The organism is Gibbsiella dentisursi (assembly GCF_039539505.1).
Taxonomy (GTDB): domain Bacteria; phylum Pseudomonadota; class Gammaproteobacteria; order Enterobacterales; family Enterobacteriaceae; genus Gibbsiella; species Gibbsiella quercinecans.
In genome coordinates, this window is the sequence record NZ_BAABDG010000009.1 from 86,060 (window position 1) to 101,605 (window position 15,546).

13 protein-coding genes and 1 riboswitch are annotated in these 15,546 nt (G+C 60.5%); of the genes, 4 read left to right on the forward strand and 9 right to left on the reverse strand.

Annotation, left to right across the window (positions count from 1 at the left end; all coding sequences use genetic code 11):
- Positions 1-55: 55 nt before the first annotated feature.
- The 6 genes from uca to ABFX35_RS19370 form a co-directional block, all read right to left on the reverse strand.
- On the reverse strand, positions 56-3,652 hold the full coding sequence (gene uca, locus ABFX35_RS19345) for an urea carboxylase (RefSeq protein WP_346082522.1): 3,597 nt from the start codon (positions 3,650-3,652) through the stop codon (positions 56-58).
- A 115-nt stretch (positions 3,653-3,767) separates the two neighbouring features.
- Entirely contained in the window at positions 3,768-4,391 is a 624-nt protein-coding gene (locus tag ABFX35_RS19350; protein ID WP_095846459.1) for an urea amidolyase associated protein UAAP2, read from the reverse strand.
- A complete protein-coding gene (locus ABFX35_RS19355; RefSeq protein WP_279026164.1) occupies positions 4,391-5,098 on the reverse strand; it encodes an urea amidolyase associated protein UAAP1 in 708 nt (235 codons plus the stop codon). The genes ABFX35_RS19350 and ABFX35_RS19355 overlap by 1 nt, the downstream gene beginning before the upstream one ends.
- A gap of 19 nt (positions 5,099-5,117) precedes the next feature.
- Positions 5,118-5,897, reverse strand: a complete 780-nt coding sequence (locus ABFX35_RS19360; protein ID WP_095846457.1) for an ATP-binding cassette domain-containing protein — start codon at positions 5,895-5,897, stop codon at positions 5,118-5,120.
- Between the two features lie 10 nt (positions 5,898-5,907).
- Positions 5,908-6,720: an ABC transporter permease gene (locus ABFX35_RS19365; RefSeq protein ID WP_095846456.1), complete on the reverse strand. Its 813-nt coding sequence runs from the start codon at positions 6,718-6,720 to the stop codon at positions 5,908-5,910.
- 16 nt (positions 6,721-6,736) lie between these two features.
- Complete coding sequence (locus tag ABFX35_RS19370; RefSeq protein WP_346082523.1) at positions 6,737-7,804, reverse strand: putative urea ABC transporter substrate-binding protein; 1,068 nt, start codon at positions 7,802-7,804, stop codon at positions 6,737-6,739.
- A 64-nt stretch (positions 7,805-7,868) separates the two neighbouring features.
- Positions 7,869-7,967: riboswitch (guanidine-I (ykkC/yxkD leader) on the reverse strand.
- On the opposite strand from ABFX35_RS19370, the gene ABFX35_RS19375 reads away from it, so the two are divergent.
- Both ABFX35_RS19375 and ABFX35_RS19380 read left to right on the forward strand, forming a co-directional pair.
- Positions 7,956-8,231 (forward strand): hypothetical protein, encoded by a 276-nt coding sequence (locus ABFX35_RS19375; RefSeq protein ID WP_346082524.1) that lies wholly within the window; start codon positions 7,956-7,958, stop codon positions 8,229-8,231. It overlaps the preceding riboswitch by 12 nt.
- A 68-nt stretch (positions 8,232-8,299) precedes the next feature.
- Complete coding sequence (locus ABFX35_RS19380; protein WP_279026134.1) at positions 8,300-9,019, forward strand: DUF3053 domain-containing protein; 720 nt, start codon at positions 8,300-8,302, stop codon at positions 9,017-9,019.
- Between the two features lie 51 nt (positions 9,020-9,070).
- Here ABFX35_RS19380 and ABFX35_RS19385 read toward each other — a convergent pair whose 3' ends face one another.
- Genes ABFX35_RS19385 through ABFX35_RS19395 form a run of 3 tightly spaced genes read right to left on the reverse strand, consistent with a single transcriptional unit; the run spans position 9,071 to position 11,640 of the window.
- Positions 9,071-9,853, reverse strand: a complete 783-nt coding sequence (locus ABFX35_RS19385; protein WP_346082525.1) for an ABC transporter ATP-binding protein — start codon at positions 9,851-9,853, stop codon at positions 9,071-9,073.
- Positions 9,850-10,614, reverse strand: a complete 765-nt coding sequence (locus ABFX35_RS19390; protein WP_095846451.1) for an ABC transporter permease — start codon at positions 10,612-10,614, stop codon at positions 9,850-9,852. The genes ABFX35_RS19385 and ABFX35_RS19390 overlap by 4 nt, the downstream gene beginning before the upstream one ends.
- 9 nt (positions 10,615-10,623) lie before the next feature.
- A complete protein-coding gene (locus tag ABFX35_RS19395) occupies positions 10,624-11,640 on the reverse strand; it encodes an ABC transporter substrate-binding protein (RefSeq protein WP_279026136.1) in 1,017 nt (338 codons plus the stop codon).
- Positions 11,641-12,325: 685 nt separating this feature from the next.
- Here ABFX35_RS19395 and ABFX35_RS19400 point away from each other — a divergent pair.
- Positions 12,326-14,245, forward strand: a complete 1,920-nt coding sequence (locus tag ABFX35_RS19400) for a PTS mannitol transporter subunit IICBA (protein WP_279026138.1) — start codon at positions 12,326-12,328, stop codon at positions 14,243-14,245.
- A 57-nt stretch (positions 14,246-14,302) separates the two neighbouring features.
- Positions 14,303-15,457 (forward strand): mannitol-1-phosphate 5-dehydrogenase, encoded by a 1,155-nt coding sequence (locus ABFX35_RS19405; protein WP_279026140.1) that lies wholly within the window; start codon positions 14,303-14,305, stop codon positions 15,455-15,457.
- The last annotated feature ends 89 nt before the right edge of the window (positions 15,458-15,546 follow it).

Here is a 15,546-nt window from a genome sequence, read left to right on the forward strand (position 1 = left end):
TTGCCGCAGTCAAACAGTAATGCCAGCCGGTTATGCCGGCTGGCATTTTTTTATGTTACGCCGCGCTGATTTCGATCAGCATCAGCAACTGCCCGGCCTGGACCTGGCTGCCCGCCGGGCGGTTAAGAGTACGCACCACCCCGGCCACCGGGGCGGCGATCGGTATCTCCATTTTCATCGATTCCAGAATTCCCAGCGTTTGCCCTTCCTGCACCGTTTCACCGGGCGTGACCAACCACTGCCACACGCTGCCTGCCACCAGGCTGTCCACCCCATGGCAGTTCTCCGGAATGGTTTCCTGTTCCAGCGGCTGCTCTTGCTGCTGGCTGCTGTCAAAGGTGAATTGGCCGTCGGCGCGCCAGCGTGCCAGTTCGGCATCAAACGCCAGCTGGCGCTGCTGCGCAAAGGTTGTAATCTCCGCCTGCTGCTGCGCAAGGAACGCCTGATACTGCGACAGGCTGAAGCTGCCTTCCTCCACCCGTAGCGGGTAATCGCCGTACGGGAAGCGTTCGCGGATATCGAGCAGTTCCTCGGCGCTCACCGGGTAAAAACGCAGCTGATCGAAGAAACGCAGCAGCCACGGCTGGTTGAATTCCGGGGTTTGACGATCGCGGTTCCACATTTGCAACGTGCGGCCGACGAACTGGTAGCCGCCGGGCCCTTCCATGCCGTACACGCACAGATAGGCGCCGCCGATCCCGACGGAGTTTTCCGCCGTCCAGGTGCGCGCCGGGTTGTATTTGGTGGTGACCAGCCGGTGGCGCGGATCGAGCGGGGTGGCGACCGGCGCGCCCAGGTAGACATCCCCCAGCCCCATCACCAGATAACGGGCGTTGAACACGATCTCTTTGACCTGCTCCACCGAATCCAGGCCGTTGATGCGGCGGATAAACTCAATGTTGCTCGGGCACCAGGGCGCACCGGGGCGCACCGACTGGGTATATTTGGCGATGGCTTCATGGCAGGCGGCGTCATCCCAACTGAGCGGCAGCCACACGGTGCGCGAAGGCACCTGCGCGCCCTGCAGATCGCCCAGCTGTTGTTCCGCCGATTGCAGGTGTGCCAGCAAGCGCTCGCGCGGGCAGCACAGCGCGTCGAAATGGATCTGCAGCGAGCGAATACCCGGCGTCAGTTCCAGCATGCCCGGCAGCGGGTGCTGTTCCAGCCACTGCATCAGCGCATGCACCCGGAAGCGCAACGCAATATCCAGCACCTGTTCGCCATACTCCAGCAGCAGGAAACGATCGCCGGCGCGGCGGCAGGTCACCGCCGGCAAGCCGCCGTGCGTGGCGCGGTGGAACAGAATCGGGTTGCCCGGCGCGGCCGGCGGTATGTGTACAGGCGCGGCCTGCAGCGCGGCGATTTCCTCTTCCGCCCGTTGGGCGAAGCGGTCGGCAGCTTCCAGCGTCACGGGGATAAAGCGCAGGGTATCGCCGGCCTTGAGCTGGCCGAGCTTCCACAAATCGGCGTGGATCACCGTTGCCGGGCAGACGAAACCGCCGAGCGACGGGCCGTCCGGCCCCAGGATCACCGGCATATCGCCGGTGAAGTCGATGGTGCCGAAGGCGTAGGCGTTGTCGTGGATGTTGGACGGGTGCATGCCCGCTTCGCCGCCGTCGCTGCGCGCCCACTGCGGTTTCGGGCCGATCAAGCGCACGCCGGTGCGGCTGGAGTTGTAGTGCACCTGCCACTCGGCGGCGAAAAAGGCGCTGATGTCGCTGTCGGTGAAGAATTCCGGCGCGCCGTGCGGCCCGTAGATCACCCGCAGTTGCCAGGTATTCCGCCACCGCGGCGCCATTTCGGTCGGCAGCGCCTGGGCGCTGCGGTGCGCAGGGGCCGCCAGGTGCAGCACATCGCCGCTGCGCAACGCACGCCCGGCATGGCCGCCGAAGCGGCCCAAGGTGAAGGTGCTGCGGCTGCCCAGATAGGCCGGGCAATCCACGCCGCCGGCCAGCAGCAGGTAGCTGCGGCAACCGGCGCCGCTCACCTTGCCCAGCGCCAGCGTTTGGCCAGCTTTGGCGTTCACCACTTGCCACAGCGGCAAGGGCTGGCCGTCGAGAGTGGCGTCAATCTGCGCGCCGGTAATCGCCAAGGCGCAATCGCAATTAACGCGCAGCGTCGGCCCGCGCAGAGTGATCTCCAGCCCGGCCGCCTGCGGATCGTTGCCCAGCAGGCGGTTGCCGATCCGGAACGAGCGGCCGTCGAATGGCCCGGAAGGCGGCACGCCGATATGCCAGTAACCGATGCGCCCGGGCGCGTCCTGAACGCTGGTCAGGGTGCCGGGGCTGAGCACGTCCAGCGTCGCCGGCCGGTATATCACCGTGCCAAGGGTGGCGGTAATGAGAGTGCCGTCGCGCACCGCGGGCTGCGTTAACAGGTGGCGCAGGTAGCCGAGGTTGGTTTCCACGCCGTACAGCGTGGTCTGGGCGAGGGTAGTTTGCAGCGCCGCCAGCGCGTTGGCGCGATCGGCTGCGTGAACGATGACCTTAGCCAGCATCGGATCGTACAGCGCGGGCACTTCGCTGCCGCTGTCGACCCAGGTGTCGATCCGCAACCGGGCGCCGGGCGCTTGCTGCGGGAACGCCACCTGGCTCAACAGCCCGGCGCACGGCTGGAACTGCTTGGCGGCGTCTTCGGCGTATAGCCGCACCTGCACCGCATGCCCCTGCGCCGGCGGCACGCTGAGGGCCGGCAGGCAACCGGCGCCCAGCTCCACCATCCAGCGCACAATGTCCACGCCATATACCATTTCGGTGACGCCGTGTTCCACCTGCAGCCGGGTGTTGACCTCCAGAAAGTAGAAGCGATCCTGGGCGACATCGTAAACGAATTCCACCGTGCCGGCGCTGCGGTAGTTGACCGCCTGGCACAGCCGCACCGCGGTTTGGTGCAGCGCGCTGCGCACCTCATCACTGAGGTGCGGCGCCGGGGTTTCTTCGATCACTTTCTGGTTGCGGCGCTGCGCCGAGCAGTCACGCTCGCCCAGGGCGATCACCTGGCCCGCGCCGTCGCCGAAAATTTGCACTTCGATGTGCCGGGCCTGGGCCACAAATTTTTCCACAAACACGCCGTCGTTGGCGAAGTTATTGCCCGCCAGCCGTTTGACGTGGGTAAACGCTTTGGCCAGCGCCTGGCCATCGTCGCAGCGCTGCATGCCGATACCGCCGCCGCCGGCGGTGCTTTTCAGCATCACCGGGTAGCCCATCGCCGCTGCGGCGCTCAACGCCTGCTGCTCGCTGGTCAGTAGATCGCTGCCCGGCAGCAGCGGCACCTGGTTTTGCTGCGCCAACGCCCGCGCCCGGTGTTTAAGGCCGAACGCCGCCATCTGTTCCACCGTGGGGCCGAGAAACACGATCTGTGCCTGTTCGCAGCGGGTGACGAAACCGGCGTTTTCACTGAGAAAACCGTAGCCGGGGTGAATGGCCTGTGCGCCGGCGCGCTGTGCGATGGCGATCAGTTTGTCCTGATTGAGATAGGTTTCGCGCACGCTGCCTTCGCCCAGGCTGAAAGCGCAATCGGCATGACGGACGTGCAGCGAATGGCGATCGGCTTCGGCGTAGACCGCAATGGCTTTGATGCCGAGCTGTTGCAGTGTGCGGATGATGCGCACTGCGATTGCGCCCCGGTTGGCGATCAATACGCAGTTGAACATGGTGCGTTCTCTTTCAAAGGCAGGCCGTCCTGCGTTTTGTTATGCGATGGCGGGTCGTCCCGTCATGTTCCCTGACTCGCCCCCAGGAAAAGGGGCCGTTCCCGTGCGATTAGGGTTACCAGACTTCCACTTCAATCGGCGTCGGGTTGTAAGCGTTGCACGGGTTGTTCAACTGCGGGCAGTTGGAGATCAGTACCAGTACGTTCATTTTCGCCACCAGCTCGACGTATTTCCCCGGCGCGGAAAGCCCGTCGGCGAAGGTCAGGCCGCCCTCCGCGGTGACCGGCACGTTCATAAAGAAATTGATGTTATGGGTGATGTCGCGCTTGGTCAGCCCGTATTCCGGGTGTTCGGCGATCGCCAGCATCCAGCTGTCGCGGCAGGCGTGCATATGGCGTTTTTCCAGATCGTAGCGCACGGTGTTGCTTTCGGTGGAGCAGGCGCCGCCCAGGGTGTCGTGGCGGCCGCAGGTGTCGCCGACGATCTCCAGCATCGGGCGATCGTCGTTGGAGCGCAGCACGGTGCCCAGGCCCAGGTACAGGTTTTGCTGGCCGCGCAGGGTATCCATGGCGCTGTAGCGCTCGGCGGTGTCATCGGCGTTGAAGAACAGCGTATCCGCCGCCTGGTTGCCTTCCAGATCGGTGATACGCAGCGTTTGCCCGGCGTTGACGCGGTACAGCCAGTAATCGCCGGCGCCGATGGTTTTGCGGTAAACGGAAGGGGTTGCGGTGTTCATCATCAGGCTCCTGCGTAGTAGAGGTGGTTGTTGGCCAGGCCGCGGCGGTTTTCCTCGATGGTCAGGCAGTGTTCCGGCAGCGGCGCGCTGCCGGCCAGCAGGGCGATGCCGACCGCGCCGCGCGGGTATTGGGCGGCGGTGGACAGCGGGTGCGGGCAGGTGTGCAGCAGCACCAGCGCGTCCATCGCAAAGCGCAGCGTGACGCTGGCGCCGGGGTGCGGCGTTGCCGTCAGGCGCAGGTTGCCGTCGGCGTCGGCCTCCACGCGGGAGAACAGATTGAGGCTGGCGGCCATATCGCGTTTGCCCAGGCCGTATTTCGCCAGTTCGGTCAGCAGGCTGTCATAGCCGTTCTGGTGGCGCTCGTTCCGCGCCTGCTGGTAATCCAGAGCGCCGAACTGTTTGGCTACCTGCGCGGCGTTGCTGGTGCCGCAGACGGTGTCGTGCCAGCCGGCGTCATCCTGTTCAATGCCGCAGAAGATGCGGCCCATATCGGAATACAGGCAGTGCCCGGCGGTCAGGCGGAACGTGTGCTGGCACTTCAGCGTATCAGCGGCGTTGTAGCGTTCCAGCAGGTTCTCCGGGTTGTAGAACAACATGCCGACGTTGGCGCCGCCGGTGATATCGGTGATCCGCAGCGCCATGCCGCGGCGCACGCGCAGCGACCAGTGGGCGCCGGCGGGCAATTGGGTTTGGTACAGGCTGTCTGTCATCATTCTCTCCTTTTAGCGTTCAGGCCCGTTGGGCCGGCGGATAGACCAGGCTGCTCACGTGCTCGATCGGCACGGCGGGCGTGCGGTCGAGCGGAATGTCATAGGTGATGCTGGCGCCGTATGCGTCCGGGGCCTGTGGATCGTGGCGCAGTTTGTCGAATACCCACAGGCGCGAGCCGAGGGAAAACCCTTCTTTCAGATCGTGGGTGATCATAAAGATCGTCAGGCGGTGCTGTTGCCACAGCTCGGTGATCAACTGGTGCATATCGGCGCGGATGCCGGGATCGAGCGCGCCGAACGGTTCGTCCAGCAACAGGATGCGCGGCTTTTTCATCAGCGCCTGTGCCAGCGCCAGCCGTTGCTGCATGCCGCCCGAAAGCTGGTGCGGGTATTTTTGCAGCGCCTGGCCCAGCCCCACCTGTTGCAGCATGGCGGCGGCCCGCTCGGCAATGGCGCGGCGTTTGCTTCCCCACACGCGGCCGAGCAGGCGCGCCTGGCTGAATTCATCGCCCAGCATCACGTTTTCCTGGGCGTTGAGGTGTGGGAAAACCGAATAGCGCTGGAACACCACGCCGCGGTCTTCCCCTGGTTCCTGGCGGATCGGCTGGCCGTCCAGCAGCAGTTGGCCGCGGCTGGGGGATTCGGTGCCGAGCATCATTTTCAGGAAGGTGGTTTTCCCGCAGCCGGAGGCGCCGACGATCGACACGAACTCGCCTTCCTCCACGCTGGCGTTGACCCGCTCCAGCACCACCTGGGCGCCGTAATGTTTTTCCAACTGCTTCATCACTAACAGGCTCATGGTGTGTTCCTTAACGTGCGTAATACCAAGGCCAACAGCGGCGGCTGATGCTGCTGAGCAACACATCCAGCAGGAAGGCCAGTAGCGTGATCCAGGCGACGTAAGGCAGGATCACATCCATTGCCAGATAGCGGCGCATCAGGAAGATGCGGTAGCCCAGCCCTTCGGTGGAGGCGATGGCCTCGGCGGCGATCAGGAACAGCCAGGCGGAACAGAGCGACAGGCGCACGGCTTCCAGCAGGCGCGGCAGCAGCTGCGGCAGGATGATGCGCCACAGGATCTGGCCACTGTGCGCCCCTAACGTCAGCGCCTTGATCAGCTGCTCTTGCGGAATGGCCTGTACCCGCTGCTGCAAGTCGCGGGCGATAAACGGCGCCACGCCGATCACGATCAGCACCACCTTCGAGACTTCCCCCAGCCCGAACACAATGAACAGGATGGGCAGCACCGCCAGCGGCGGGATTAACGCAAACAGTGTGATCAGCGGCGACAGCAGGGCGCGCACCGCGGGCAGGGCGCCGCAGAATACCCCGAGCGCCAGCCCCAGCCCGCTGCTGATCAGAATGCCGATCAGCAGGCGCAGCAGGCTGGCGCCGGTATCGATCCACATCAGGTATTCCCCGGTGCGTGGGCTTGGCTGCAGCGCCATGCGCGCCAGCGCGTCGCCCATGCTGCCAAAGCTCGGCAGCAGTTTGTCGGAGGCATTAGCCGCCAGCCGTGCGTCGGAAGCCATCAGGTAGATCACCGTCAGCAGCAACAGCGGCAGAAAGCCGAGCAGTACCCGTGACAGCCTGTCCGGCTGGTAGTTAATGATTTTTTTCATCATCGGCCCCGTGGCTTTACAGCTGGTTGGCTGCCGCCAGCTTCAGATAGCTGTCATCAAAATGCAGTTTGACGTTGCCGGCGTTGCCCCATGTGCCTGCCGGCGTGCTGATGCCCACCACGTCGGCGCTGGGGGCGTTATCGCCCAGCAGCCCATGACGGAAGGAGAACTCCGCCACCGCCTGCATGGTGGTTTTCAACTGTGCACTTTGGGTAAACGCCAACGCCTGTTGCGGCGTGCTGAACAGATGGGTGGCCGCCAACTGCTGGTCGAAGCCGGCCAGATCGGTGCCGGAGGCCTGCGCCATTTGGCTGCGTGCGGCCACCGCTTCGGCGCCGTCGCCCGCCATGGTGCGCAGGGTTTCATACCAGGCGCCGGTCAGCGCTTTGCCAAGCTCGGGGTGTTTTTGCAACGTAGCGCGGTTGACCACCAGCAGATCGAGGATCTCGCCGGGGATTTGCGCGGAAGAGAACAGCAGGTGGCTGTCGGGTTGCTGTTTAGCGGCGGCCAGCAGCGGGTTCCAGGTGACGATCGCTTTCACGCTCGGCGTGCTGAAAGCGGAGACCAGATCGGCGTCGGCGGTATTGACCACCTGCACGTCTTTTTCGCTCATGCCGGCCTTTTCCAATGCGCGCGCCAGCAGGTAATGCGAAACGGAAAGCTCCACCAGGTTGATCGGCTGCCCTTTCAGCGCCGTCATATCGCCCTGGCCCTTGATCAGGATGCCGTCATTGCCGTTGGAGTAGTCGCCGACGATCAGCGCCGTGCTGTCCACGCCGCCAGCGGCGGGAATGGTCAGCGCGTCCATGTTGGTCATGGTGCAGCCGTCAAAGCTGCCGGCGGTATATTGGTTGACCGACTCGATGTAGTCGTTGATCTGAACGAACTGGATATCAATGCCGTATTTATCGGCCCATTTTTTGACGATGCCGTGCTGCTGGGCGTAATCCCAGGGCATCCAGCCCACATAGACGGACCAACAGAGTTTGAAACTGGGTTTGGCGCTCGCCAGGGTCGGCAGGCTGGCCAACAGGGCGCTCAATAAGACGGTGCCCTGCAGCAGGCGTTGGCAGAATTTAATCATGTAATGTCCTCTGACGTTAACCACGGAATAAAGGCAGGTCGGCGGCGAGAACGATCTCGCGTTGGCCTCCCGGGCTTTTATCCCGCCGTGTAACCGCCAGAGGGCGGTCGGCCACTCTCGGACCAGCGTCTGTTGCCAGACCGGAACCCTAGTGACCTATTGCAAATTGTCGTGCGACAACGGTGACCCGCTACCGCTCCTGCAGGTAAAAATTAAGCAAGATACTTGCCAGTTTGTGAAAAAACCGCCTATCCGGCTTGTTTTATCAGGTTATTTGTTCGCCATTGACGTGCTGCGCTATTCGGTGAATGATGGGCGGGCGGTCGCTTTTGGCGCAGCCTGCACTACGGCGAAGCATTTCACCGCGCAATGGGCGCACCATGGTGAATCGCGTATCGAATTGCCGGCAGTTGATCTATTCTTATAGGCGCACGGAGTGCGGCAAAAGGCATGGAGCCCGATGAAAAAGTACGTTTATAACAGGAGTTATGTCACATGGCGGTAGGGATCCAGAGCAGAAGCCTGATGCGTTGGTTGGTGCCGGTATTGGCATTGTTGGCAGTCCTGCAGTTGACTGCCTGTGGCGATAAAGAGCCGGAACAGCGTAAGGCGTTCATTGATTACTTACAAAATACTGTGATGCGCAGCGGCGTGAGAATTCCCACGCTGAGCGAAGATCAAAAGCAGAAGTTCGGCAATTATGCCGGCGATTATGCGATTTTAGTCGGCTTTTCCCAGCAGTTATCCAAATCGGTGGACGCTAGCCTGACGCCGGCGCTGGATCTGGTTAATCAGATCCGCGTTGCGCCAGACTATATCGCCAAGCGCGATGCGCTGCAGCAGTCCGTCGGCGCGCTGAATCTGCTCGGCCAGCAGATTCAGTCGGCGAAATCGCAGGCGGATACGGCGCGCGCGGCGTTGAAACAGCCGGACGATCTGAAAGCTGTGTACAACCAGGTGTATGACAAGGTGGTCACCGATCCGGCCAACGCACTGATGCCGGCTATCCCGACCACCGCCACGTTCCTGCAGGATTTGGTGCAGGTGGGGGATTTCCTGCAGGCGCAGGGTAACCAGGTGAGCTTCAACAACGGCGGTGTGCAGTTCCGCACCCAGCAACAGGCGGCGCAGTACAACACCATGATGTCGAACCTGGTGGCGCGCCAGCAGAACCTGTTGAATGCGCAGAGCACCGTACAGCGCGTGATGCAGTAACCGTAAGGCCAGCGGCGGCGCCCGTGCAGGGCGCTGCCACCGGGGCGGCGCTTAACCCGCCGCCATTTCGCGCTTAAATACCGCCAGCGTATGGGCCTTGACCCGAATGAACTCCGGGTCGCTCATGGCTTCGGCGTTGCGCGGGCGTGCCAGGTTGAACGGCACAATCTCCGCCACCTGGGTGGGGCGCCGCGTCAGCAGCAGGATCTCATCGGCGAGGAAAACCGCGTCTTCCAGATCGTGCGAGACAATCAGCATGGTAACGCCGGTCGCGAGCTGCACCTGTTGCAGCTTGTCGCGAATAAACAGCGTCATTTCAAAATCGAGTGCGGAAAACGGCTCGTCCAGGAACATCACTTCCGGTTTAACCGCCAGCGCGCGCATGATGCACACGGTTTGCTGTTGGCCGCCGGAAAGCTCATACGGGTAGCGGTTCAGATCAAAACGGATATCAAACATTTGCGCCAGTTCTTCCACCCGCGCTTTGACTTCACTCTCTTTCATGCCGCGCCGTTTCAGCGGGTAGGCGATGTTTTTCCAGGCGCTCATCCAGGGGAACAGCGCATCGCGGTAGTTTTGGAACACGTAGCCGATATTGGTTTCGGAAAGCTTTTTGCCGTCGAATAAAATCTGCCCCTGATCGAGCGGCAGCAAGCCGGCAATCATGTTCATCAGCGTTGATTTGCCGCAGCCGTTGGGGCCGAAAATGGAAACGATCTTCCCCCGGGGCAGATCCAGATTCAGATCGCTATACAGGGGTTGGCCCGCGAAGGATTTATACAGCCCACGGATGGTAACGTGGGTGTTGGGCTTTGGCCAGGATGGATTACTCATGCTTTGCCACTCCAATGTACGCAGCGTTTTTCAATTAACAAAAACGCCAGGTTAAGCAGATAGCCAAAGGCGCCGGTCAGCAGAATGGATGCATACATATCCTTGATATTAAACAGCTGCTGCGCATCAATAATGCGGTGGCCAAGGCCGGTTTCCGAGCCGATAAACATTTCCGCGACGATGACGATGACCAACGCCATCGAGACGCCGGTGCGCAGCCCAACGAAGGTTTGCGGCAGGCTTTCCATCAGCATGATGTCTTTGAAGATATGCCAGCGGGGCACCCCCATGACGTGGGCCGCCATGATGCGGGTCTTTTTGGCATTCATCACCCCGTAGGCGCTGTTAAACAGGATGACCAACACCGCGGCGAAAGCGGCGATGGCGATTTTATTGGCATCGGTGATGCCGAAAATCAGCATAAACAGCGGGATCATGGCCGACGAAGGCGTGGAGCGGAAGAAATCCACCAGGAACTCCACGCTGCGGTAGACGCGCTCATTACTGCCCAGAATCACCCCCAACGGCACGCCGATCACGGCGGAAAACACAAAGGCCATCATCGTGCGGTACAGCGTGGCGCCGATATCCTGATTCATGCCGCCGCTCACCAGCGCCTCGAACAAATAGCGCAGCGTTTCCACCGGCGAAGGCAGCAGCACCGGGTTGAGCCATTTGGCGCTCACCGCCGTTTGCCATAAGACAAACAGGATGGCAGGCCCGATCAGGGGTAAGAGCCTGTTTCCCCAATTTTTGGTCATATCATCCCTCTACGCACGATAAATCAGTGAAGCAACGTCTACCGGTTTGCTGAAAATCTTGCGCTCGGTGAACACGTCGTAAAATTTCTGGAACCACTGCAGATTGTCGCCGGTGAGCTGGTCATACATGACAAAGCCGGGCAGCGGCACTTCATGCACCAGCGCCGGCTCAATGCCGGTATAGCCCGCCACGTATTGGCGCGAAGCCTCCGGCTGTTGCTGAATAAACTCAACCGCCTGGCCGTATGCCTGGGTGAACTGCTGCGCCCGTTGGGGGTTGGCGCTGATAAAGCTGCTGGTCAGCGCCGCTGCGCCGCCGAACCAAGGGGCACTGGCATCGCCCAGCACGTATTTGGAAATCACGCCGGTTTCCAACACCTTGCCCATTCCCTTGATGCGCGCCACCGTACCGGTCGGCTCCAGGGTATACACCCCGTCGATTTGCCCGGCGGCCAGCGATGGCGCATGCTGGCCCACTGGCAACTCGATGACTTTGGTGTCGCTGAAGCCGTTTTTTTCCAGAATGATTTTCGTCATGGTCACGTTCTGGATGCCGGGGCCGCAGGCGATACGCTTGCCCTGCAGATCCGAAATGCGCGTTGCGCTGCTGTTGACCGGCACCAGGAACTCGTCCAACACCATTTTTTCATTGGATGGGTTCGAGCAGATGATTTTGAATAGCTCTGGGCTGGTGATGGCGCCAAGCCCCAGCGCGCCGGTAGCGGTGCCGTTAGCGCAGCCGTGAATGCGGCCGGTGATCATCGCTTCCACGACCTGCTGCGGGCTGGCGAACTTCACGGCCTTCACGTTCAACCCTGCCTGTTTGAAAATGCCTCTTTCAACGCCGGTGTACAGCGGCAACCCGCCGACAATCGGCCAGTAGCCGATAAGGATTTCATCATCGGCCGCCAAGGCCGGCGTGCTGTGCAGCATGCTGGCCAAGGTTATGCCGCCCAAACTTAGGGCGGATAACTTCATTAACCGACGACGCTGAATATCAATTTTTTCATCATTATGGTCGCGCATAAATGTTCCCCCAGTGTTATTGACAGGATACAAACTTGTATACAAGGCCAGCTAACGTATGCAGAACTTATGCCAAGAATAAAAATCAAGTTAATTCAATAGGATGTAACATGTTCGGCCCAGGCGGCGCACCGCAATGAGGCGGAGCGCTGTGGTGGTGCACTGCCGGCATCGCCTTCATGGGGCACGGTATGGCAAGGACGATTTGCTGGCTTTATTTACCCACTTTTCGTGTTGTTATTGTTCTCTCCAGCGCCGGCGGGGTGAGAAATGTAATTTTATTTCATTTTTTACGTTGCCGTTTTCAGCGCCATATCGGCGAAAACCAGGAACGAGATCGAGCTCTCGTTTTGCTCGCCGCAGCGAAAAGTTAATTGTGATTAACATCACAATTAACAAACAAAGTTGTCATACAAAATAGTGATACAAATCACATTTTTTACGGCATGACCGGTCTGTTTTTAACAATGTGCTTTTTTTACATTCAATTATTGTGATCTAAATCACCATTACCCCCCGGTAATGGGCATGTCTGGTGTGATGTATATCACAAGATTTTCACACGATATTCCCCCCAAAAAGCGCGTGCTAGAGTCCGCTTCGCATACAGCAGCAACTCGACGATTCCGTCACGACAAATATCACGCGCTCTTATTGTCAGCGCGTAACAATAGGGGTGGGGTTTATGTTTTCACCAGATATCAAGGTCAAGGTTCAGAACTTTGGCCGCTTCCTGAGCAATATGGTGATGCCCAATATCGGTGCATTTATCGCCTGGGGCATTATCACCGCGCTGTTTATTCCAACCGGTTGGCTGCCGAACGAAACGTTAGGCAAGCTGGTCGGCCCGATGATCACCTATTTACTGCCGCTGCTGATCGGTTATACCGGTGGGCGCCTGGTGGGTGGCGAACGTGGCGGCGTGGTCGGCGCCATCACCACCATGGGGGTGATCGTCGGCGCCGATATGCCAATGTTCCTCGGCTCAATGATCGCCGGCCCGCTGGGCGGCTGGGCCATCAAACGCTTTGACCGCTGGGTTGACGGCAAGATCAAAAGCGGCTTTGAGATGTTGGTCAACAACTTCTCCGCCGGCATTATCGGCATGCTGCTGGCGATCCTGGCTTTCATGGCCATCGGGCCGCTGGTTGAAGGGCTTTCGCACATCCTGGCGGCGGGCGTCAACATCATGGTGCAGAACAACCTGCTGCCATTGACGTCGATCTTCGTCGAACCGGCGAAAATCCTGTTCCTGAACAACGCCATCAACCACGGCATCTTCTCGCCGCTGGGTATCCAGCAGGCAACGGAAGCCGGCAAATCGATCTTCTTCCTGATTGAAGCCAACCCCGGCCCGGGGATGGGCGTGCTGATGGCCTATATGTTCTTTGGCCGCGGCAATGCCAAGCAGTCCGCCGGCGGCGCGGCGATTATCCACTTCTTCGGGGGTATCCACGAAATCTACTTCCCGTATGTGCTGATGAACCCACGCCTGATCCTGGCGGTGATTTTGGGCGGCATGACTGGGGTGTTCACCCTGACCTTACTGAACGGCGGCCTGGTTTCCCCGGCTTCCCCTGGCTCAATCCTGGCCGTGCTGGCGATGACGCCAAAAGGCGCTTACTTCGCCAACCTGGCGGCGATCGCCGCGGCATTTGCGGTTTCCTTCGTGATTTCGGCCTTGCTGTTGAAAACCACCAAGGCGAAGGACGAAGACGAACTGGAAGAAGCTACCCGCCGCATGCAGGACATGAAGGCGCAGTCGAAGGGCGCAGCGGCGCCGGCAAATGCGCTGGTGGATGGCGATCTGAGCACCGTGCGCAAAATCATCGTCGCCTGTGACGCCGGTATGGGTTCCAGCGCCATGGGCGCCGGCGTGTTGCGCAAAAAAGTGACCGACGCCGGGTTGAAAAACATCTCGGTGACCAACTGTGCGATCAACAACCTGCCGGATGATGTGGATCTGGTGATCACCCACCGCGATCTGACCGAGCGCGCCATGCGGCATGCGCCGCAGGCACAGCACATCTCGCTGACCAACTTCCTCGATAGCCACCTGTACAGCAATTTGGCCGAGCGCCTGGTGGCCGCCAGCAAGACCAGCGAAAACCAGCAGAAAGTGATCTCGACGCTGGACGACAGCTTTGACGCCACCGAGCAGAACCTGTTCAGGCTGCGTGAAGACAATATCTTCCTTGGCTTGCAGGCGGCCGACAAAGAACAGGCGATCCGCTTTGCCGGTGAACAGCTGGTGAAAGGGGGCTATGTCGAAGCGGAATACGTGCCGGCGATGCTGGAGCGTGAAAAGCTCACCTCCACCTATCTGGGGGAATCCATCGCGGTGCCGCACGGCACCATCGAAGCCAAAGACCGCGTATTGCGCACCGGGGTGGTGTTCTGCCAATACCCGCAGGGTGTGCGCTTTGGTAACGAAGAGGATGAGGTGGCGCGCCTGGTGATCGGCATTGCGGCGCGCAACAACGAACATATCCAGGTGATAACCAGCCTGACCACTGCGCTGGACGACGAAACCGTCATTGCGCGCCTGAGCACCACCACCAGCGTGCAGGATGTTCTGGATCTGCTGAACGGTAAGCAGGCGTAACTCCCTACGGGGGGTTGCGCAAGCAACGCCCCCGTGATGTTTGAAAAGGCTAAGATTATGAAAGCATTACATTTCGGGGCAGGTAATATTGGCCGCGGCTTTATCGGTAAGCTGCTGGCTGACGCGAACGTTGAATTGACCTTTGCCGATGTCAACCAGGCAGTACTGGACGAACTGAACAAGCGCGGTAGTTATGACGTGCATGTGGTGGGTGAACAGGCGCGGGTAGAACCGGTGAATAACGTCAGCGCCGTGCATAGCGCCAGCGATGAGGCGGCAGCGCTGATTGCGCAGGCCGATCTGGTTACCACGGCGGTCGGGCCGCAGATCCTGGATAAAATTGCCGGCACTATTGCCAAAGGGCTGATTAAACGCCGCCAGCAGGGCAATGAAGCGCCGCTGAACATTATCGCCTGCGAAAATATGGTGCGCGGCACCAGCCAACTGAAACAGCACGTGTTTAACGCTCTGCCGGTGCAAGAGCAGGCCTGGGTGGAGCAGCACGTCGGCTTTGTTGATTCGGCCGTCGATCGCATCGTACCGCCGGCAGCGGCAGGCACCACCGATCCGCTGGAAGTGACGGTGGAAACCTTCAGCGAATGGATTGTTGATAAAACGCAGTTCAAAGGCGAGCCGCCAGCCATTGCCGGCATGGAGTTGACCGATAACCTGATGGCGTTTGTTGAACGCAAGCTGTTCACGCTTAACACCGGCCATGCCATTACCGCTTATCTGGGGCAGCGGGCGAACCTGCCGACCATCCGCGAAGCCATTCTCCATCCCGACGTGCGCAGTGTGGTAAAGGGCGCAATGGAAGAGAGCGGCGCGGTGCTGATCAAACGCTATGGTTTCGCGCCGGAAAAACACGCGGCGTATATCAATAAGATCCTCGGCCGGTTTGAGAACCCCTACCTGCATGATGACGTGGAACGCGTCGGCCGCCAGCCGCTGCGCAAACTGAGCGCCGGCGATCGCCTGATCAAGCCACTGCTGGGCACGCTGGAGTATGGCCTGCCGAACGAAAATCTGATCCAGGGCATCGCCGCGGTGCTGCATTACAACAATGAGCAGGATCCGCAGGCGCAAGAGATGGCGGAACTGCTGGCACGGCTGGGGCCGCAGGCGGCGCTGGTGCAAATCACCGGCCTGCCGGAAGACAGTGAGGTGGTACGCAAAGCGGTGGCTGCATATACCGCTATGCATCACGCATAATGGCATACCCTTCATACAGTAAATTGCAGGTGTGTTGGCCTGGCGACGCTGCCTATATCAGAGGCCCCGTTTTAGCGCGGCTCTGGGAA

What these genes read in the sequence shown, in the direction of transcription:
- ABFX35_RS19360 (WP_095846457.1), bottom strand. Translation starts at nt 5,897, where the DNA reads ATGAGCCTGTTAGTGATGAAGCAGTTGGAAAAACATTACGGCGCCCAG.
- uca (WP_346082522.1), bottom strand. Translation starts at nt 3,652, where the DNA reads ATGTTCAACTGCGTATTGATCGCCAACCGGGGCGCAATCGCAGTGCGC.
- ABFX35_RS19350 (WP_095846459.1), bottom strand. Translation starts at nt 4,391, where the DNA reads ATGATGAACACCGCAACCCCTTCCGTTTACCGCAAAACCATCGGCGCC.
- ABFX35_RS19355 (WP_279026164.1), bottom strand. Translation starts at nt 5,098, where the DNA reads ATGACAGACAGCCTGTACCAAACCCAATTGCCCGCCGGCGCCCACTGG.
- ABFX35_RS19385 (WP_346082525.1), bottom strand. Translation starts at nt 9,853, where the DNA reads ATGAGTAATCCATCCTGGCCAAAGCCCAACACCCACGTTACCATCCGT.
- ABFX35_RS19400 (WP_279026138.1), top strand. Translation starts at nt 12,326, where the DNA reads ATGTTTTCACCAGATATCAAGGTCAAGGTTCAGAACTTTGGCCGCTTC.
- ABFX35_RS19370 (WP_346082523.1), bottom strand. Translation starts at nt 7,804, where the DNA reads ATGATTAAATTCTGCCAACGCCTGCTGCAGGGCACCGTCTTATTGAGC.
- ABFX35_RS19380 (WP_279026134.1), top strand. Translation starts at nt 8,300, where the DNA reads ATGGCGGTAGGGATCCAGAGCAGAAGCCTGATGCGTTGGTTGGTGCCG.
- ABFX35_RS19365 (WP_095846456.1), bottom strand. Translation starts at nt 6,720, where the DNA reads ATGAAAAAAATCATTAACTACCAGCCGGACAGGCTGTCACGGGTACTG.
- ABFX35_RS19405 (WP_279026140.1), top strand. Translation starts at nt 14,303, where the DNA reads ATGAAAGCATTACATTTCGGGGCAGGTAATATTGGCCGCGGCTTTATC.
- ABFX35_RS19395 (WP_279026136.1), bottom strand. Translation starts at nt 11,640, where the DNA reads ATGCGCGACCATAATGATGAAAAAATTGATATTCAGCGTCGTCGGTTA.
- ABFX35_RS19390 (WP_095846451.1), bottom strand. Translation starts at nt 10,614, where the DNA reads ATGACCAAAAATTGGGGAAACAGGCTCTTACCCCTGATCGGGCCTGCC.